13 protein-coding genes are annotated in these 19,374 nt (G+C 71.7%); 9 read left to right on the top strand and 4 right to left on the bottom strand.

Translation table 11 applies throughout. From position 1 onward, the window contains the following. Positions 1-255: 255 nt before the first annotated feature. On the bottom strand, positions 256-2,127 hold the full coding sequence (locus tag FHR97_RS00665) for a cellulose binding domain-containing protein (RefSeq protein ID WP_183381851.1): 1,872 nt from the start codon (positions 2,125-2,127) through the stop codon (positions 256-258). Positions 2,128-2,460: 333 nt separating this feature from the next. Between FHR97_RS00665 and FHR97_RS00670 the strand changes: the two genes are divergently transcribed. Together FHR97_RS00670 and FHR97_RS00675 are read left to right on the top strand one after the other, a co-directional pair. Next, on the top strand, positions 2,461-4,197 hold the full coding sequence (locus tag FHR97_RS00670) for a type I secretion system permease/ATPase (protein ID WP_183381852.1): 1,737 nt from the start codon (positions 2,461-2,463) through the stop codon (positions 4,195-4,197). Beyond that, a complete protein-coding gene (locus tag FHR97_RS00675; protein ID WP_183381853.1) occupies positions 4,194-5,516 on the top strand; it encodes an HlyD family type I secretion periplasmic adaptor subunit in 1,323 nt (440 codons plus the stop codon). The genes FHR97_RS00670 and FHR97_RS00675 overlap by 4 nt, the downstream gene beginning before the upstream one ends. Before the next feature lie 12 nt (positions 5,517-5,528). Here FHR97_RS00675 and gpgF read toward each other — a convergent pair whose 3' ends face one another. The 3 genes from gpgF to FHR97_RS00690 form a co-directional block, all read right to left on the bottom strand. Continuing rightward, the gene (gene gpgF, locus FHR97_RS00680) at positions 5,529-6,551 is read right to left on the bottom strand and encodes a glucosaminyl phosphatidylglycerol flippase (protein WP_183381854.1); all 1,023 of its coding nucleotides are present in this window, start codon (positions 6,549-6,551) and stop codon (positions 5,529-5,531) included. Next, positions 6,544-7,662, bottom strand: coding sequence for an N-acetylglucosaminyl phosphatidylglycerol synthase (gpgS, locus tag FHR97_RS00685; protein ID WP_183381855.1), 1,119 nt, complete (start codon positions 7,660-7,662; stop codon positions 6,544-6,546). The genes gpgF and gpgS overlap by 8 nt, the downstream gene beginning before the upstream one ends. A 131-nt stretch (positions 7,663-7,793) precedes the next feature. Beyond that, positions 7,794-9,734 (bottom strand): exoribonuclease II, encoded by a 1,941-nt coding sequence (locus FHR97_RS00690; protein ID WP_183381856.1) that lies wholly within the window; start codon positions 9,732-9,734, stop codon positions 7,794-7,796. Positions 9,735-9,970: 236 nt separating this feature from the next. Here FHR97_RS00690 and FHR97_RS00695 point away from each other — a divergent pair, with 236 nt between their 5' ends. The 7 genes from FHR97_RS00695 to FHR97_RS00725 all read left to right on the top strand — a co-directional run bounded on the left by FHR97_RS00695 (position 9,971) and on the right by FHR97_RS00725 (position 19,372). Continuing rightward, positions 9,971-10,705, top strand: coding sequence for a GntR family transcriptional regulator (locus FHR97_RS00695; protein ID WP_183381857.1), 735 nt, complete (start codon positions 9,971-9,973; stop codon positions 10,703-10,705). A gap of 12 nt (positions 10,706-10,717) precedes the next feature. After that, positions 10,718-11,836 carry an N-acetylglucosamine-6-phosphate deacetylase gene (nagA, locus tag FHR97_RS00700; protein ID WP_183381858.1) on the top strand — a complete coding sequence of 373 codons (1,119 nt, stop codon included), beginning with the start codon at positions 10,718-10,720 and terminating at the stop codon, positions 11,834-11,836. Continuing rightward, entirely contained in the window at positions 11,820-12,839 is a 1,020-nt protein-coding gene (locus FHR97_RS00705) for an SIS domain-containing protein (RefSeq protein ID WP_221187631.1), read from the top strand. Before nagA ends, FHR97_RS00705 begins: the two co-directional genes overlap by 17 nt. Positions 12,840-12,877: 38 nt before the next feature. Continuing rightward, on the top strand, positions 12,878-15,424 hold the full coding sequence (gene ptsP / locus FHR97_RS00710; protein WP_183381859.1) for a phosphoenolpyruvate--protein phosphotransferase: 2,547 nt from the start codon (positions 12,878-12,880) through the stop codon (positions 15,422-15,424). Beyond that, positions 15,421-17,121, top strand: coding sequence for an N-acetylglucosamine-specific PTS transporter subunit IIBC (gene nagE / locus FHR97_RS00715; RefSeq protein WP_183381860.1), 1,701 nt, complete (start codon positions 15,421-15,423; stop codon positions 17,119-17,121). The genes ptsP and nagE overlap by 4 nt, the downstream gene beginning before the upstream one ends. Before the next feature lie 77 nt (positions 17,122-17,198). Beyond that, positions 17,199-17,996 carry an HAD family hydrolase gene (locus FHR97_RS00720; RefSeq protein ID WP_183381861.1) on the top strand — a complete coding sequence of 266 codons (798 nt, stop codon included), beginning with the start codon at positions 17,199-17,201 and terminating at the stop codon, positions 17,994-17,996. Positions 17,997-18,181: 185 nt separating this feature from the next. Further along, positions 18,182-19,372, top strand: a complete 1,191-nt coding sequence (locus tag FHR97_RS00725; protein ID WP_183381862.1) for an AGE family epimerase/isomerase — start codon at positions 18,182-18,184, stop codon at positions 19,370-19,372. Positions 19,373-19,374 lie beyond the last annotated feature (2 nt).

A 19,374-nucleotide genomic window follows, 5' to 3' on the forward strand; every position in this document is an offset into this window, starting at 1 on the left:
TGTGCGGGGGATTTGGAGAGCCAATGAAATGACATTAGGATTATTTCATTAAATAGTTTGCATATCTCCTGTAACAATGAATCTTGATTTATAGTAAAAAAGTATGAATATCCCGCCTGGCGACCCTGTCCGCTTTCCTGTCGTGACCGGTCTGGGGCGGGTGGGGCATCCCGGCTGACGCCATCGGGCGACAGGGCACGAAAAAGGGCACCCCGGGGGTGCCCTTACATCACCGCAGACGTCGCGCAGCCGGCCTCAGGCGGCGACTTCCTCGATCGCAGTGTTGCCCAATCCGAGAACCTGCACGTCCAGGGATTGGCCCTGCGAATCGCTGGCCGTCATCTCCTCGGGCAGCGTGCCGTCGTCGCCACTGGCCTCGAAGGCGAACCGCCAGGCCTCGCCCGGGACGAGGGTGTTGGCGTTGTCGTCCTGGACCCGATAGCCGTCCGTCCCTCCGGCGAGGTCGCCGTTCCACAGGGTGTCGATCTCGGCGGGCAGGTCGAAACCGAGCTCCGGGTCGACGATATCGTCATCGGAGACGTTCTCGACGAAGACCTCGGCCACGTAGCCATCGGACCAGTCGCTCGTGACGTTGCCGGTGACCAGCAGCTCGGCATCGTCGTCCAGCAGCGCCGGCGTCTCGCCGTCGCCGGCGAGGATCGCCTCGGCGTCAGGTGTTTCGAGGGCCGTGCCGGCGAAGGCGTTGCCCGAGGCCAGGTGCAGGGTGGTGCCGTCGCCGAAGACCGCGAACTCCATGTCCACCAGGGTGTCCTCGCTGCCCTGGCCGGTCACCACGGGGCCGTCCTCGGTAAAGGCGATCTCGTGGGCGGAAAAGTCGCCCGTGTAGCGCGCGGTATCGACGCCCTGGCCACCGTCGAGCCGGTCGGTGCCGTCATACCAGTCAGCGCCCGGCCCGCCCTGGAGGATGTCGTCGCCGGCACCGCCCAGCAGCACGTCGTGACCCAGGCCGCCATCCAGGTAGACGCCGTCGTCCGAGCCCTGGATCTCGTCTTCGCGGCGCGAGCCGAGGACGTAGTCGAAGCTCACCCGGTTGGCCTCGGCGTCGGTGGGGGCGCCGAAGCTCTCGCCGTCCTCGTTGACATACAGGGTCGGCGACAGCTCGTCGGCCTCCGGGTCCCGTTCCGAGCGCAGGACACGGACGCTGTTGTCATGATCGCGCCCGCCGTGGAAGTTGATGTCACGGGTGGTGGACGCCACCTCGACGTCGTTGCCCACCGAGGAGCGCCAGGAGGCGAAGACCAGGCCATGGCGCATGCCGCTGTCCTCGAGGCCGGCAAGCTGGCCGTCGTAGCTCTCGTGCAGCTCGTAGGCGTAGCCGTTGCCGCCGCTGCCCTTGTTGAAGGCACCGTGGGCCTGCAGGTCGTCGGCCTGGAGGTCCATGGCCCGGGAGAAGCGGAAGGCCGTGGACGGGCCATCGTCGACCCGGATGTCCTCGAGATCGCTGTTCACCGTACCTTCCAGGTGCACCGCACGATAGTCGGTCAGGTCGTCCTTGGTGTTCGAGAACTCGCCGGCGTCGGCCTCGCCGAGCTCGAAGTCGACGCTGAAGCCCTTCAGGCCGACGTTATCCACCGTGTCGAGTTTCTCCACCTCGGCCTTTCCCGACTGGAAATCGAAGCGGACGCCGCGATCGAGGGTGATCTCGTTGCCCTCGACGCCGGTGATCTTGGCCATGCTGGTACGCAGTTCCGCGTGCTCCGCCTTGCGCCACGAGCTGTCACCGATCGCGTCAAGGAAGGCGTCGTCGTTGTCCTGCCAGACCCGGATGGTGTCGCCGACGGCCAGTTCCTGGGTGCCATCCAGTGTCAGGCGGCGAGCACCCACCCCCGCATCGGCGGCGAGTTCCCCGAGGTCGGTGTTCTCGCTGCCATCCACGTGAATCGCGTGGTCATCATTTCGCGACAGGGCCGTATCGGTGAAGGTCAGGCGTGTGTCGCCGCTCCCCGCGCCAACCAGGGAGACATCGGAGCGGTCGATGGTGATGGCATCGTCGAATTCGAACTCGCCGGCGGCGAGTTTCACGGTGCTGCCAGGGGCGGCATCCCGTATCAATGTCTCGAGTTCATCGGCACTGATGTCTGTGCCAACCTCGATGGTTGAGCTCATTAAAGGTCTCCTTTTTGTCTAAATTTTGCGACACCTGGCTTGGCCACTGCCATCCGATCGGCACGATGATTTCGGCGATAATTCGGCACGAAACTGTCGTTGATCAGAGACGGTCATTATAGGTTGATGAAGGGCAGGGTGGCAGGTATGGTGCCGATCGTTCCGTGATAAGACACGGCTTTTTTAGTGTTCTATATGGCATTGAGGGGCGTCAACGGCGCGCGGGCAATGGCCTGGATCGTTCGCTGATGTCGATCGACAATCGGCTTATCTGAAGCAGGGAGGCAGGGCAGGGCTCCGGGCCGAGGGGGCTCTGCATTCCGGATATGCATTATGGCGTCTGACTCGAACACCACACCGCACCACGCGCTGACCGCCTGTCGGGGCTCCCTGCTCTGGGTGGCCGGGTTCAGCCTGTGTCTCAACCTGCTGATGCTGACGCCGGCCCTGTACATGCTCCAGGTCTACGACCGCGTGATCACCACCGGCAGCGAGGAGACCCTGCTGATGCTGACCCTGGTCGTGGTCTTCCTGTTCATGGTGGTCGGCGGCCTCGAATGGGTGCGGGCGGGCATCCTGGTGCGCCTCGGCAACCGCTTCGATGCCTGGGTCAGCGAGCCCCTGCATGCGGCGATGTTCCGGCGTGGCCTGCGCCACGCGGCGGGGCAATCCGCCTGGCCGCTGGACGACCTCGCGACCCTTCGCCAGGGACTGGCCGGGGGGGGGCTGCTGGCCTTCTTCGATGTCGTCTGGGTGCCTGTCTATCTCGGCCTGCTGTACCTGTTCGATCCCTGGTTCGGGGGCTTTGCCAGCCTCGCCGGTGTCATTTTGCTGGCGCTGGTGGTGGCCAGCGAGAAGGCCACTCGAGGGCTGCTGGACGAGGCGGGGCGCGAGCAGAGCGGGGCCCGGGAACTGGCCGCCGGTAATCTGCGCAATGCCGAGGCCCTCGACGCCATGGGCATGCTGTCGAGCATCGCCGGACGTTGGCTGACGCGTCATCGGGGCGGTCTATGGATGCAGTCGCGGGCCAGCGACCGGGCCGCGATGCTGTCGAGCCTGACCCGGGCCCTGCGCCTGCTGCTGCAGTCGCTGATCCTGGGGCTCGGTGCCCTGCTGGTGCTCGAGGAGCGTATCACCCCGGGGATGATGATCGCCGGGTCGATCCTGCTGGGACGCGTGCTGTCCCCCGTGGATCAGCTGGTCGGCAGCTGGCGCGGCATCGTCGGGGCGCGGGCCGCCTATCGTCGCCTCGAAGCGCTGTTTCGCGAGCAGCCGCCCTCGCCCCCGGCCATGTCACTGCCCCGCCCCGAGGGCCGGCTGGCCCTGGAGAACGTCACGGCCGGGGCGCCGGGTGGGGCTCGCCCCATCGTGGCCGGCATTGACCTGCGCCTCGAGCCGGGCGAGCAGGTCGGCATCATCGGTCCCAGCGCCTCGGGCAAGTCGACCCTGGCGCGGCTGGTGCTGGGGGTCTGGCCGGCCTGGGACGGCTGCGTGCGCCTGGATGGGGCGGATATCGCGCGCTGGGATCGCGAGGCGCTGGGCCCCCACCTCGGCTACCTGCCCCAGGACGTCGAGCTGTTCAGTGGCACCATCGGCGAGAACATCGCCCGCTTTGCTACGGTCGACAGCGACAAGGTCATCGAGGCCGCCCGTCGTGCCGGCGTGCACGAGATGATCCTGCGGCTTCCCGATGGCTATGACACCCGCATCGAGGCGAGTGGCGGCGTGCTCTCCGCCGGCCAGCGCCAGCGCATCGGCCTGGCCCGCGCGCTCTACGCCAAGCCCGCCCTGGTCTTCCTGGACGAGCCCAACAGCAACCTCGATCATCGCGGCGAGCAGGCCCTCGCCCACGCCATGGGCGCCCTGCGGGAGGAGGGCGTCACCCTGCTGGTCATCAGCCACCGCACGGGTGTGCTGCGCGGGGTCGACCGCCTGCTGGTGCTGGAGAGTGGGCGGGTCCGGCTGTTCGGCCCGCGCGATCGCGTGCTGGCGCGGATGGCGGGCCGCGATAGCGAGGCAGGGGCCGGCAAGGTGGCCCGTCGTCGGACCAGCGATTCGGAGGCACCATGAGTCATTCTTCCCCTGCCAAGTCCTCCCGGGTGCCGCCGGTCGGCGACCGGCTCCACCGTCGCCTGGGGCTGGCGCTGGTGCTGGTCTGCCTGTGCGGCTTCGGCGGCTGGGCCGTGTCGGCCGAGCTGGCCGTCTCGGTCATCGCCCCGGGGCGGGTCACGGTCGCGTCCTCGAAGAAGACGGTGCAGCACCTCGAGGGGGGCATCGTCCAGCGCATCGACGTCGAGGACGGCGACCGCGTCGAGGAAGGCCAGTCCCTGGTGGTGCTGGACGACACCCGGGTCGAGTCGCGCCTGCAGATCGCCCGCTCGCAGTACCTGATCAATCGCGCCGCCGAGGTCCGCCTGATGGCCGAGCAGGCCGACCAGGACACGCTGCGTTTCCCCCCCGAGCTGCGCGACCCCGAGCAGGCGCGGCTCCAGCAGTTGACGGCCGTGCAGCGCGGCCTCTTCCATGCTCGCCGGGAGGCCCTCGACGGGGCCCTGGCCTCGCTGGACCAGCAGACCGAGCAGCTGCACCGGCGTATCGAGGGGCGCGAGTCGATGATCCGGGTCAGCCGCGATCAGCTGGCCTCGCTGCGCGAGGATGCCGAGGCCTACCGTTCGCTGTTCAAGGACGGCCTGGGGGACAACCGTCGCCTGCGGGAGCTGGAGCGGGAGATCCTGCAGTATCAGGGCGAGATCGAACAGCACCGCACCGAGATTGCCCGCCTGCGCTCCCGGATCAGCGAGAACGACCTGCAGAAGCAGGTACGCATCCAGGAATTCCGCCAGGAGGTGGGGGAGCGCCTGCGCGAGACCCGCCGGGAGATCGCCGACGCCGAGGAGCGCCTGACGGCGCTGCGCGACCAGCGCCGCCGTACCACCATCGCGGCCCCGGTCGCGGGGACGGTGGTGGGCCTGGCGGTGCATACCCGAGGCGCGGTGATCGAGCCGGGCACCACGATCCTGGAGATCGTCCCCCGGGGCGAGGCCTTCGTCGTCGAGGCGCGGGTCGCCGACCAAGACATCGACAATGTCTACCCGGGGCAGCCCGCGGAGATCCGCTTCAGTGCCTTCAACCGTGGACGCTCGCGGGTCATCGAGGGGACCGTGCGACGGGTCTCCGCCGACAGCTTCGAGGACGAGTCGACCGGGCGCCGCTTCTACAAGGTGCGTCTCCGCGTGAGCGAGGCCGAGCGGGAGGCGATGCCCGAGGCGATGCGCCTGATGGCCGGGATGCCGGCCGAGGTCCGCCTGCACACCGCCAGCCGGACACTGGCCAGCTACCTGGCCAAGCCGGTCACCGACATGCTGGCCCGGGCCCTGCGCGCGGATTGAGCCGGGCGCGGGTCAGGCGGGACGCCGTGCGCCGGCCCGATCCCGCCGCCGCAGGGCCGTACCGACCATGGCGAGGAAGACCGGCGCCCCGGCCAGCAGGTAGACGTGATAGGTGACGAAGCGCCACACCACCACGGCGGCCCCCGCCGTGGCCGGGCCCACCAAAGGCATCAGCAGCATGCCGGTCCCGAGTTCCGCCGCTCCCGCGCCCCCCGGCAGCAGGCTCAGCTGGCCGGCGGCCATGGCCAGCATCTGCACCAGGAAGGTCCAGGCCCAGCCGACCTCGGCCCCGAGGCCGGCCAGGGCCAGGTAGAGCAGGCTGTAGCGCAAGAGCCAGTGGCCCGCACAGCACAGCATGACCAGCGTCAGGGTATGGCGCGGCAGGCGCAGGGTGGCCAGCAGGGCGTGACGGAAGCGCAGCAGGCGTCGCGCCAGCCAGGGTCCCCGGTGACACGGCGCCCGATGCAGCGGCGCCCGACGCAACAACCCCGGCAGGCGGTGGATCAGCAGTGCCAGGCTCGCCAGCAGCAGGGCCAGGCCGGCGATGGCCGCCCCCAGCAGCCCCGGATGGGGCCAGCTCGCGGCCTGCCACAGCGATCCCGCGGCCAGCCCGACCAGTGCCAGCAGGAAGAACAGCAGGTCGCAGCACTGGTCGGCCAGGAACACTGCCGAGCCCCGGGTTGGGGGCAGCCCGCGCCGGGCCAGCAGCACCAGCAGCGTCGCCGGGCCGCCACTGCCGCCGGGCGTGGCACAGAGCGCGAACTCGCTCGCCATCACCATGCCCAGCGCCCGGCGCTGGCCCAGGCGCCCGGCCCGCCCGGCGAGCAGCAGGCGCAGGCGCAGGGCATTGAGGTTCCAGCCCAGCGCGACCATGGCCAGCATCAGGGCCAGCAACGGGACGGGGAAGGTGCGCAGCGCCGTCAGGCTCCCGGGGCCGCCGATCAGCACGGGCACCACCAGCGCCAGGACCAGAGCCAGTGCCAGCCATCCCGCGCGCGCCCCGAGGCACGTCGGCCGCGGGAACCCCTCAGCCATGCCGCGCCTGGCCGGTGGTCGCCGGCGCCGGAGTCAGCTCACCATAGTGGTCCAGCAGGCCATCGATGACCGTGTCCCAGCGGAAGCGTCGCTCGACGTGGCGCCGGGCGTGGCGCCCGCTGGCCGCCACGTCGTTGAGGAACAGTTCCTCCACGGCGCGGGCCATGTCCTCCGCCGCGAGGGGATCGCAGAGCCGCCCGGCGCCCAACGGCACGTTCTCGATCAGCGCCCCGGCCCGGGCCGCCACCACCGGCAGGCCACAGGCCATGGCCTCCAGCGCCACCAGGCCGAAGGTTTCGCGGGTCCCGGCATGCAGCATGGCGTCGGCGCTGGCCAGCGCCCTGGCCACCTCCCGCCGGTCGCAGTAGCGGGAGATCACGCTGACGTTGTCGGGCACCCGGGCGGGCATGCCCGGCCCCATCAGCAGCAGGTGGTAGGGCGGGCCCAGCCGCTGCATCACCCGCAGCAGCACGTCCACGTGCTTCTCCCGGGAGTTGCGTCCGGCGAAGACCAGCAGCCGGGTATCGGGGTCGAGCCCCAGTCGGGTGCGCAGCCCCGGGTCGGCCCGCTCGGGGTGGAAGGTCGTGAGGTCGACGCCCAGCGGCTGCACCCGCACCCGTTCGATGCCCCAGCCGGCGAGCCGCTCGGCCATGGTCCGGCAGGGGGCCAGCACGCTGTCGAAGCGGCCGTAGAGATCGGCCACGTAGCGCTGCAGACGGCGGCGCACGCCGGCGCCGAAGCGGTCGCCCATCAGTCGCGGCAGGTCGGAATGGTAGAAGCCCACCACCGGCACGCCCAGCGCCTGGCCGGCGTCCAGGGCCGCCCAGGCGGTGACGTAGGGGTCGCCGGCCTCGATCAGGTCGGGGGCGAGCCCGACCAGGGCCTCGCGCCAGGGGGCGCGACGCAGCGGGAAGCGGTAGCCCTGGCCCAGTGGCAGCCGCAGGGCGGGCAGGGCATGCATGTCGCCCAGGCTGTCGCGCTCGGCGCCGGGAACCAGCAGGCTGGTGCGCAGGCCGGGCCGGGTGGCGAGGCTGCGCTGCTTGGCCTGGAGGTAGGTGCGCACGCCGCCGCTCGAGGGGGCATGGAACATGGTGACGTCGGCGATATGCAAAGGGTCCCTCCCGCGCGGGCCGGTGGTTCACCCATCAGGCTACGCGCCCTTTGCGACAGTTCGACGACAGCCGGAACGCAAGACGGCGGCCCGCAGGCCGCCGTTGCAAGGGAGGGCTCGCGCGCCGCGGCTCAGTCGACCGGGCGGCCGACCAGCGAGCGGGTCGCCTCGCGGGCCTCGGTCAGCGCGACCCGCAGGTGATCGCCGAGCTTGAAGCGCTCCTCGCCCTCGATCTGGATGCGGCCTTCCTTGTCGTCGATCACCACCTTGTCGCGGTCGCTGTGCATCAGCGGCGCCGGGATGAAGGCGGTGGCGCCGTTGGCGGTCAGGCGGACCCGCATGCCGCCGCGGTTGATGGCGATGATCTCGGCATCGAAGGCCTCGCCGGCCTCGGCGGAGGGGCTCAGGTAGCGCACATAGAGCCAGTCCTTGACGTCGCGCTCGGCCATGCGGTTGAGCCGCCGGCGCTCGGTGAGCTGCTCGGTGAGCGCCTGGCTGGCCTCCGCCGGGGCCTGTTCGCCCTTGAGCACCCGCTTGATCAGCCGGTGATTGACCATGTCGCCGTACTTGCGGATCGGCGAGGTCCAGGTGGCGTAGGCCTCGAGGCCCAGGCCGAAGTGGGGGCCGGGGCGCGCGGACATGCTGGTGAAGCCCTGGAAGCGGCGCAGGCGCGCGTCCAGCCAGGCGTCATCGCGTCCCTCGAGCTCGCGCTTGAGCTCCCGGTAGCGGGGCAGCTCGGTGAGCGCCTCGGGGGCCACCGCGATGTCCTGGGCGGTGAGGAACTCGTGGGCGGCCTCGGCCTTCTCCGGCTCGAAGGCGCGGTGGACGTTGAAGATGCCGTGGCCCACATGCTCGGCCAGCAGGTGCGCGCAGCAGGCGTTGGCCGCGATCATCGACTCCTCGATCATGCGGTTGGCGATGCGCCGCTCCTCGGTACGGATGTCCAGCACGTTGCCCGCCTCGTCCAGGTCGAAGACATAGTCGGGACGGTCCTTGAACACCAGGGCGTGCCGGGCCCGCCAGTCGGCCCTGGCCTCGGTGAGCGCGGCCAGGGCCTCGAGCTGCTCGCCGACGGCCTCGCTCGGCGCCCAGTCGCCCTGGCCCTCGAGCCAGTCGGAGACGCGGTCATAGGCCAGCTTGGCATGCGAGCGGGCGGTGGCGGCGAAGAAGCGGTAGTCGCCGAGGCCGCCATCGGCCTCGATATCCAGGCGGCAGGCCAGCACCGGGCGGTCCCGCTCCTCCCACAGCGAGCAGAGGTCGTCGGCCAGCTGCTCGGGCAGCATGGTCACGTTCTGGCCCGGTAGATAGACGGTGAAGGCGCGGGTGCGGGCCTCCAGGTCGGCGGCGTGGCCTTCCTCCACATAGGCGGTGGGATCGGCGATGGCCACGGTCAGGCGCCAGCCACCCTCGGCGCGCGGCTCGACGCGCAGGGCATCGTCCATGTCCCGGGTCTTCTCGCCGTCGATGGTGAAGAAGGGCTCGGCGGTCAGGTCCTCGCGCTCGAGACCCTCGTCGCGCAGCGGCCAGTCATCGCCGGCATCGGGGCATTCCTGCTCCAGGGCATGACGGGCCAGGGTCACGCGCCATGGCACGGCCGGATCGTCGGTCTTCGCCACCAGCTCGTCGATCTGGGTGAAGAAGGCGCGGTCGTCGGGCTTGAGGGGGTGGCGCACCAGCCGGGCCACCACCCAGTCGCCCTCGCCGATGCTCGCCTCGTCGAGGCTGCGCTTGATGCGCGCCTTGAGGACGTTGTTCACCGAGGGGTGGTCCGGAATCACCGCCAGGCGCCCGTCGCGCTTCTGCACGCGGGCGATGAAGCGTTCCATGCCGGTCTCGACCAGGGTGTCGGGCTCCACGGACTTCTTGTCGCCCTCCTCGTGAAGGACGGCCCCGACCCGGTCGCCATGGAGGACCTGCTTCATGGCGGGGGGCGGCACGAAGTAGGACTCGCCGTCGTCGGTCTCGAGGAAACCGAAGCCGCGGTCGGTGGCCTTGATGACCCCCTCGACGCGGGGCGTGTTGTCGCGGATCTGTTGCTTGAGCTGAGCAAGCACCGAGTTGTTCTGCAGCATGGTCACGATCGATTGGCGGGATAAGGGGGCCACTATACGGATTCCGCCAGCCCGCGCCAATCGGCGCGTGGCGTCGATTCACGTCCCCTTGCCGTCGGCGCCACCGGCCGGGCTTGCCGGCGTTCCGGGCCGGGGCCTACGGCGGCGATGCGACCAAGGTCTAGGTTAATTGGTATTTGATTGGTACTGCTTGTGGTCTACATTGGTATTATCACGATGCCTGGACGAGACTGACCATGGATACCCGCCTGCAGCAGCTTCACCTCGATACCTCCCTGTCCACCCCGCTCTACCACCAGCTGGCCAGCCGGCTGGAGCAGGCCATCGAGGCGGGTGCCTGGCAGGCCGGCGAGGCGCTGCCCTCCGAACGCAGCCTGGCCGAGGCCCTGGACGTCTCGCGCATCACCGCCCGCAAGGCCCTGGACCGCCTGGCGGAACTGGGGCTGATCCGCCGGACCCGGGGCTCCGGCACCTTCATCACGCCGCGCCTCAACCAGCCGCTGACCCGGCTGGTGAGCTTCACCGAGATGCTCACCCAGCGCGGCTTCTCCCCGCGCTCGCACTGGCTGTCGCGGACCCTGGCCGCGCCCACCGCCGAGCAGAGCCTGCGCCTGGGGCTCGCCGGGGATGCACGGGTCGCCCGGCTCAAGCGACTGCGCCTGGCCGACGGGGTGGTGATGGCGGTGGAGGAAAGCTGCCTGCCGGAGGCGGTGCTGCCCGAGCCGGAGGCGGTGGAGACCTCGCTGTACGCGACCCTGGACGCGGCGGGCAAGCCGATCGCCCGGGCCCTGCAGCACGTCAGCGCCGTCAACGCGGACGCCGAGCTGGCCCGACTCGCCGAGGTCCCCGAGGGCCAGGCCCTGCTCGAGGTCACCCGCCTGGGGTATCTCGCCGACGGCACCGCCGCGGAGCTGACCGTCACCTACTGCCGCACCGACTACTACGACTTCGTGGTCGAGCTCACTCGCTGACAGGAGCCCCTCATGCGCTACGGCAACGTCCTCACCCTCGACGGCTGGCGGCTCGGCGAGCTGCGCTGGCGCGACGGGCGGATCACGGCCCTGCCCGAGGCGCCGGTGGATCCCGACACCAACGATCATCCCCGGATCCTGCCCGGCTTCATCGACCTGCACGTCCACGGCGGTGGCGGGGCCGACGTCATGGAGGGCGGCGCCGCCCTGGCCACCGTGGCCCGTACCCATGCGCGCTTCGGCACCACCAGCCTGCTGGCCACCACCATGACCGCGCCGGACGCCGAGATCCGCCGCGTGCTCGGCGAGATCGGCGCCTACCTGGAGGCGCCCGAGGCGCTGGCCAGCCGGGTGCTGGGCGTGCACCTGGAAGGCCCCTACATCAATCCCGGCAAGCTCGGCGCCCAGCCGTCCCATGCCCGGCCCGGCGTGATCGAGGAGGTCGAGGCCCTGAGTCGCCTGGCCCCGATCCGCCTGCTGACCCTGGCCCCGGAGTTGGCCGGCCACCACGAGCTGATCCGCTGGCTCAGCGATCGGGGCGTGCGGGTGCAACTCGGCCACACCCTGGGCAGCTACGAGGACGGGGTGGCGGCGCTGGAGCATGGCGCCTGCGGCTTCACCCACCTGTTCAACGCCATGACCGGGTTGCATCACCGCAAGCCCGGCATGGTCGGGGCGGCCCTGGCCCACGCCGACTACGCCGAGTTGATCCCCGACCTGCTGCACGTGCATCCCGGGGCCATCCGCACCGCGCTGCGCTGCATCCCCCGGCTCTATGCCGTGACCGATTCCACCGCGGCGGCGGGCATGCCCGACGGCGAGTACCGCCTCGGCGAGCAGGCCGTCACCAAGTGCCTGGGCGGCGTGCGCCTGGCCGACGGCACCCTGGCCGGCAGCACCCTGACCATGGACCAGGCGCTGCGCAACCTGGTGAGCCTGGGGCTGACACTCGCCGAGGCCTCCGACCGACTGTCGCGCTTCCCCGCCGACTTCCTGGGGCGGCAGGACATCGGGCGGCTGGCGCCGGGCGCGCGCGCCGACCTGGTGGTGCTGGACCCTGACCTCAACCTGCGGGCCGTCCATGTGGCAGGCCGACGCGTCGAAGGAGATTCCCATGTCACTGATGCTTGAAGAGGCACGCAATGCCCCGGAGCGAATCCGCGGCCAGCTGCAGCGCAACGCCGAGGCCCTGGCGGCCCTCGGTGCCCGCCTGCGCCAGGCGCCCCCCCACGGCGCCATGACCGTGGCCCGGGGCAGTTCCGACCATGCGGCGACCTATCTGGCCTATCTGGTCATGAAGCACCTGGGGCGCCCGGTGGCCTCGGTCCCGCCGTCGCTGGCGACCCTGGCCGAGGCCCCCTGGCGGCTGGCCGGGCAGCTGGCCGTGGCCATCTCCCAGTCGGGGCAGAGCCCGGACCTGGTCGCCGCCCAGCGCGCCCTGGCCGGCGGCGGGGCCCGCACCCTGGCGCTGGTCAACACCCCCGAGTCGCCGCTGGGCGCGGCCAGTGACGACGAGCTGCCGCTCTACGCCGGCGAGGAGCGCAGCGTGGCGGCCACCAAGAGCTACCTGGCCACGCTGTCCGCCGCCGCCCAACTGGTCGCCGGCTGGGGGCCCGACCGCACCCTGGGCGAGGCCCTGGTGGGGCTGCCCGAACGCCTGGCCCGGGCCAGGGAGCAGGACTGGTCGGCGGCCATCGAGGCGCTGGTCGGGGTCGAGCGGATGATGGTGGTCGGCCGGGGCCCTGGCCTGGCGGTGGCCCAGGAGGCGGCGCTCAAGTTCAAGGAAACCTGTGCCATCCAGGCCGAGCCGTTCAGCGGCGCCGAGGTCCGCCACGGCCCCATGGCCCTGGTGGGGCCGGGCTACCCGGTGCTGGTGTTCGCGCCGCCCGGCGCCGAGCAGGCGGGCCTGCTCGAGCTGGCCGACTGGCTGGAAGGCGTCGGGGCGAGGGTGCTGCTGGCCGCCGATGCAGGCGTCGCCAAGCGTCGGCTGACCCTGGCCGATGCCGGTCACGACGACCTGCAGCCGCTGTCGGTGATCCAGAGCTTCTACGGCATGGCGGCGGACCTGGCCGCGGCTCGGGGGAGCGATCCCGACCGGCCGCGACACCTGCGCAAGGTCACCCGCACGCTCTAGGGTTCACTACTCACAACAACAACCTCATGGAGACTTCCATGCCTACCCCCTCCCTGACATTGCTGGCCCCGGTCGACGGGGTCGTGCTCCCGCTGAACGAGGTGCCCGACCCGGTCTTCGCCGAGCGCACCCTGGGCGAGGGCATCGCCCTGGACCCCCTGGGCGACGTCCTGCACGCCCCCTGTGACGGCGAGGTGGTGCAATGCGCCCGCACCCGCCATGCCATGACCCTGCGCACGCGCGACGGTGTCGAGCTGCTGCTGCACCTGGGGCTCGACACCGTCGCCCTGGACGGCGAGGGCATCATCCTCCAGGTGAGCACCGGCGAGCGGGTGAGCGCCGGCCAGCCGCTGTGCCGTTTCGATCCCGACCTCCTGGCTCGGCGCGCCACCGCCCTGATCACGCCCCTGGTGGTCACCGAGCCGGGCGGCTGGCGCCTCGCGCCGGTGACGCTCCGTGCCGGCGCCCGGGTGGCCCGGGGGGAGCCGCTGCTGACCCTGACCCCGGGGGCGGGCGAGGCGACCTCGCCCGCCGGCGAGGGGCCGCAGGCGTCCCGTGAGCTCCGCCTGGCGCTGGCGGCCGGGCTGCATGCCCGGCCGGCGGCCCGGCTGAGGGCCATCGCCCGGGATCAGGGAGTGACGCTGCGGGTGGTCGCCGCCGCGGGGACGGCCGACGCCGATAGCCTCAGCGCCCTGATGAACCTCGGGCTCGCCGAGGGCGCGGCGCTGACCCTCGAGGCTCGGGGCGAGCGGGCTTCGGCGGCGCTGGATGCGGCCGAGACCCTGTTGACCACCCCCGAGGCCGAGGCGCCCGCGCCCGAGGTCCCCGCGGTCACGCCGGCCGTCCCGGCGGGCGAGGGCCAGCTGTCCGGCCTGGTGGCCAGCGCCGGTCTGGCCCTCGGCCCCCTGGTCCACCACGTGCCGGCCTTGCCCCGGGTGCCCGAGGCCGGGGAGGGCGTCGAGGTGGAGGCCGCGCGGCTGTCCCGCGCCTTGGGCGAGGTGGACGCGGCTCTCGATGCCGCCCGGCACCGGGCCGAGGCGGCCGGCCAGGAGGCCGAGGCGGAGATCTTCGCCGCCCACCAGGCCTGGCTGGCCGATCCCGACCTGTACGCCGCCGCCGAGTCGCGCCTGGCGGCCGGGCGCAGCGCCGGCCAGGCCTGGCGCGAGGCCCTGGACGACGAGGCCGAGCGACTGGCTGGCTCCGGCAACGCCCTGCTGGCCGCGCGGGTCGCCGACCTGCGCGACCTGCAGCGCCGGGTGATGAACGGGCTCGCCGAGGCGCCCGCGGAGGAGGGCGGCGACCTGCCCGAAGGCGCCATCCTGCTCGCCGAGGACCTGACGCCCTCGCAGTTGGTGACGCTGGCCGAGCGCTCACCGGCCGGGCTCTGCCTCGCCGCCGGCGGCACCACCTCCCATGTGGCGATCCTGGCCCGGGCCCGCGGGATTCCCTGCCTGGTGGCCATGGGGCCGGGGCTGGCGGGGCTTTCCGGCGAGCGCGCCGTGCTCGATGCCGAGGCCGGCGTGCTGGAGCACGCCCCGGACGCCGAACGCCTGGCGCGGGTCGAGGCGGCCATCGCCGAGCGCGCCGAGCGGGCGGCCCTTGAGCGCGAAGCCGCCCGGGCGCCGGCGGTCACCCGGGACGGCCGCGAGGTCGAGGTCGGCGCCAATATCGGCTCCGCCGCCGAGGCCCGACTGGCCGCGGAGGCCGGCGCCGACGGCATCGGCCTGATGCGCAGCGAGTTCCTGTTCCTCGAGCGCTCGAGCGCCCCGGACGAGGACGACCAGCATCGCGAGTACCAGGCCGCGGTGGACGCCCTGGACGGCAAGCCGGTGATCATCCGCACCCTGGATATCGGCGCCGACAAGCAGCTGCCCTACCTGCGCCTGCCGGTGGTCCCCAACCCGGCCCTCGGCGTGCGCGGGGCACGCCTCTGGCAGAGCCATCCGGAACTCCTCGATACCCAGCTGCGCGCCCTGCTGCGGGTCTCCGCCCCCGAGCGGCTGCGCATCATGGTGCCGATGATCGCCGATGCCGGGGAGCTTGCCTGGGTGCGTGGCCGCCTCGAGGGCCTGGCCGAGTCCCTGGGCCTGACCCGGCTGCCGGCACTGGGCGCCATGATCGAGGTGCCGAGCGCGGCCCTCGGCGCCCGGCGGCTGGCCGCCGAGGCCGACTTCCTGTCCATCGGCACCAACGACCTCACCCAGTACACCCTGGCCATGGACCGTGAGGAGCCACGCCTGGCGGCGCGGGCCGACGTCCTGCATCCCGCCGTGCTGGCGCTGATCGAGGCCACCGTGAAAGGGGCCGCCGGGGCCTGTCCGGTGGGCGTCTGCGGTGCCGCCGCCGGCGATGACCTGGCGGGCCCGCTGCTGGTGGCCCTCGGCGTCGACGAGCTCTCCGTGGAGCCGGCCCGGGTGCCGTCACTCAAGGCCGCCCTGCGCCGCCTGGACGCCGCCGCCCTGGCCGAGACGGTCCCCGAGCTGCGGGCGCTCGACGACGCCGCGGCGGTGCGCCAGCGCCTGACGGCCTGGTTCGCCACGGACGCCACCACCACAACGACACCCTGCGAGAGGATGCCCTCATGAGCCCCACCCTCGGTTCCCGACTCATGGCCGGCCTGCAACATCTCGGCCGCTCCCTGATGCTGCCCATCGCCGTGCTGCCGGTCGCCGGCCTGCTGCTGCGCCTGGGGCAGCCGGACCTGCTCGACGTGCCCTTCGTCGCCGAGGCGGGCAACGCCATCTTCGCCAACCTGGCGCTGATCTTCGCCATCGGCGTGGCGGTGGGTTTCGCCGACGACAGCAACGGCGCCGCCGGCCTGGCCGGGGTCATCGGCTACCTGGTGCTGGATGCGGTGCTCACCGCGCTCAACCCCGATATCGACATGGGAGTGCTGGCCGGGATCATCATCGGCAGCGTGGCGGGCCTGCTCTACAACCGCTACAAGGCCATCGCGCTGCCCGACTACCTGGCCTTCTTCGGCGGGAGGCGCTTCGTGCCCATCGCCACCGGGCTGGCCGCCGTGATGTTGGGGGTCACCTTCGGCCTGGCCTGGCCGCCGGTGCAGCAGGGCATCGACGCCCTGGGCCAGTGGCTGATCGATGCCGGCGAGCTGGGGCTGTTCGTCTACGGCGCGCTGAACCGCCTGCTGATCGTCACCGGGCTGCATCACGTGCTCAACAGCCTGGTGTGGTTCGTGTTCGGCAGCTTCGAGGGGGCCAGCGGGGATCTCAACCGCTTCTTCGCCGGCGACCCCACGGCGGGCAGCTTCATGGCCGGCTTCTTCCCGGTGATGATGTTCGGCCTGCCGGCGGCGGCCCTGGCCATGTACCACGCCGCGCCCCGGGGGCGACGCGCCACCGTGGGCGGCCTGCTGCTGTCGCTGGCGTTGACCGCCTTCCTCACCGGGGTGACCGAGCCCATCGAGTTCACCTTCATGTTCCTGGCGCCGCTGCTGTACCTGGGTCACGCGCTGCTGACCGGGGTGTCCATGGCGCTGATGCACTGGCTCGACGTCAAGCTGGGCTTCACCTTCTCCGCCGGGGCCTTCGACTATGCGCTGTCCTACGGGCTCGCCACCCAGGGCTGGTTGATGGTGCCGGTGGGCCTGGCCTACGGCGTTGTCTACTACGGCCTCTTCCGCTGGGCCATCGCGCGTTTCGACCTGCCGACCCCGGGCCGCGAGCCGGCGAGCGAGGCCGCCGAGGCGGCGCCCCAGCCTTCTGGCGAGCGGGGGCCGGCCTTCGTCGCCGCCCTGGGCGGGGCGGCCAACCTGGCCAGCGTCGGCGCCTGCACCACCCGGCTGCGCCTGGTGCTGGAGGATGCCACCGTCATCGACGAGCCCGCCCTCAAGGCCCTTGGGGCCCGCGGCATCCTGCGCCTGAGCGGTGGCGGCCTGCAGGTGATCCTCGGTCCCATCGCCGACGGCGTGGCCGACGAGATTCGCGCGGCCATGGCCGCCGAGGGCGTGACCGAGCCGAGCAACGCTTCGCCGGGCGAGGCTGCCGCAACGGCCGTCGGCGCCGAGCCGGCGCCAGTGCCGGATGCCGAGCGGGTCGGCCGTTGGCTCGAGGCGCTGGGTGGGGTGGACAACCTGCGTCGCCTGGAGGCCCTGGCCCACAGTCGGCTGCGCGTCGAGCTGGCCGACGAGGCCCGACTGGATGGCGCGGCCCTGGCCGCCCTGGGCTGCCGGGGGACCCAGTCTCTGGGGCAGGGGGCCTGGCATCTGGTGGTCGGCGACCAGGCGGCGCCGCTGGCCCGTGCCCTGGACACCGGTGGCTGAGTGCCGCCCCGAGGGCGTGAAGCGTTCCCGGGACTGATAGAATGGGCGGACACTCTTGCAAGCGGAGGGCGCCGCCCATGTCGGCCCACCTGATCGTCAGCGACCTCGACGGCACCCTGCTCGGCGCGGACCATGCCCTGGCGGACGTCACCGTCGAGACCCTGCGGGCCCTGGCGGCTCGGGGCCACCATATCGCCCTGGCCTCGGGCCGCCACTACCGTGACATGCTGGCATTTCGCGACCGCCTCGGCATCGCGGCCCACCTCGTCAGCACCAACGGCGCCTATACCCATGAACCCGACGGCACCCTGGTGGCCGCCCGCCACCTGCCCGCCGCGCTGGCCCGCACGCTGATCGCGCTGCCGCGGCCCGTCGGCGTACGGCTCAACCTCTACCACGACCACGAGTGGGTCATCGACGCCGAGGCGCCGGAGCTGCTGGCCCTGCACGCCCATACCGGCTTCGGCTACCGGGTCGTCCCGCCGGCGTCCCTGGACGGCGAGCGGGTAGGCAAGGTGCTCTATATCGGGGACCCCGAGGCCCTGGACGGACTGGAGGCCGAGGCCCGTCGGCTGGTAGGGGAGACCCTGCATATCACCTATTCCACGGACAACTCCCTGGAGCTCATGGCCGCCGGGGTCAACAAGGGCACGGCCCTGGAGGCGCTGCTGGCGCGGCTCGACGTGTCGGCCGAGCGCTGCCTGGCCTTCGGCGACAACCTCAACGACACCGAGATGCTGGCCCTGGCGGGGGAGGCCCACATCACGGCCAACGGCCACCCGGCCCTGGATCGCGCCGTCCCCGGGGCCCGGCGGATCGGCCATCATGACCAGGCCGCGGTGGCCCGGCTCCTGGCCGAACGCTTCGCCCTCTGACCCCCTGCCACCTTGGTGGTATCGTCCGACGCGAGCGGGCTCGCTATGCTGGGGCCACGCGGGGGCGGACCGCCGGTGACCCCGCGCGGCCCGGCCCCGCGGCCGGGGGGGCGCTTCCCCTGCCCCGGCACTCCCTCCGCCCGGCCTTGGCGCAGGCCGGCGACTTCTCCGCCCCCGGAGGCCCGATGAATGTCTACGATCCCGCCTTCCTCGACGCCCAGGTCCGCCGCACGATGGCCTTCTACCACCCCCGAGCCATCGATCCCCAGGGTGGCTTCTTCCACTACTTGCTCGACGACGGCGAGATCCTCGATCGCTACCATCGCCACCTGGTCTCCAGTGCCCGTTACGTAGTCATCTATGCCCGCTTCGCCCGCCACAGCGGTGGCGAGGAGTATCGCCACTGGGCCCGCCACGGGCTGGCCTTCCTCGAGCGGGCCCACTTCCAGACCGCCACCCAGGGCTATGCCTGGACCCTGGACGGCGGGGTGGTCGAGGACGACACCCAACACTGCTATGGGCTGGTCTTCGTGCTGCTGGCCTATGCCGAGGCGCTGCGGGCCGGCATCGCCTCGGCCCGGGAGGGCCTCTACGCCACCCATCGCCTGCTGCAGAAACGCTTCTGGGAGCCCCGCTGGCAGCGCTTCGCCGACGAGGCCGACCGACACTGGCGGCTCACCGGCTACCGCGGCCAGAACGCCAACATGCATGGCTGCGAGGCGCTGATCGCCGCCTACGAGGCCACCGGCGACAGCGACTTCCTCGACCAGGCGCTGGCCATTGCCCGGGCCATCACCTCGGCCAATCGCGACCATCCCCATGGCTGGATCTGGGAGCACTACGATGCCCAGTGGCGGCCCGACTGGGACTACAACCGCGACGACCCGGCGCACCTCTTCCGCCCCTGGGGCTATCAGGTGGGGCACCAGACCGAGTGGGCCAAGCTGCTGGTGCTGCTCGAGCACCACCGGCCCGGGGCCTGGCTGGTGCCTACTGCCGAGCGGCTCTTCCTGTCCAGCGTGGCCGCGGGCTGGGACCACGAGCATGGCGGCCTGGTCTACGGCCTGGATCCGGCGGAGCGGGTCTGCGACGGCGACAAGTACTTCTGGGTGCAGGCCGAGAGCCTGACGGCGGCGGCGCTGCTCGGCGTGCGGACCGGCCGGGCCGCCTACTGGCGCTGGTACGAGCGGCTCTGGGACTACAGCTGGCACCACCTGATCGATCATCGCCATGGCGGCTGGTACCGCCTGCTGTCCCCGGACAACCGGCGTTACTCCGACGTGAAGAGCCCCGCGGGGAAGGTCGACTACCACACCATGGGCGCCTGCCATGACGTCATGGCGGCGCTGGCCCGGCAAAATGTTTCAGGCCCGTAATG

The sequence above is a fragment of the Halomonas stenophila genome (assembly GCF_014192275.1).
GTDB lineage: Bacteria > Pseudomonadota > Gammaproteobacteria > Pseudomonadales > Halomonadaceae > Halomonas > Halomonas stenophila.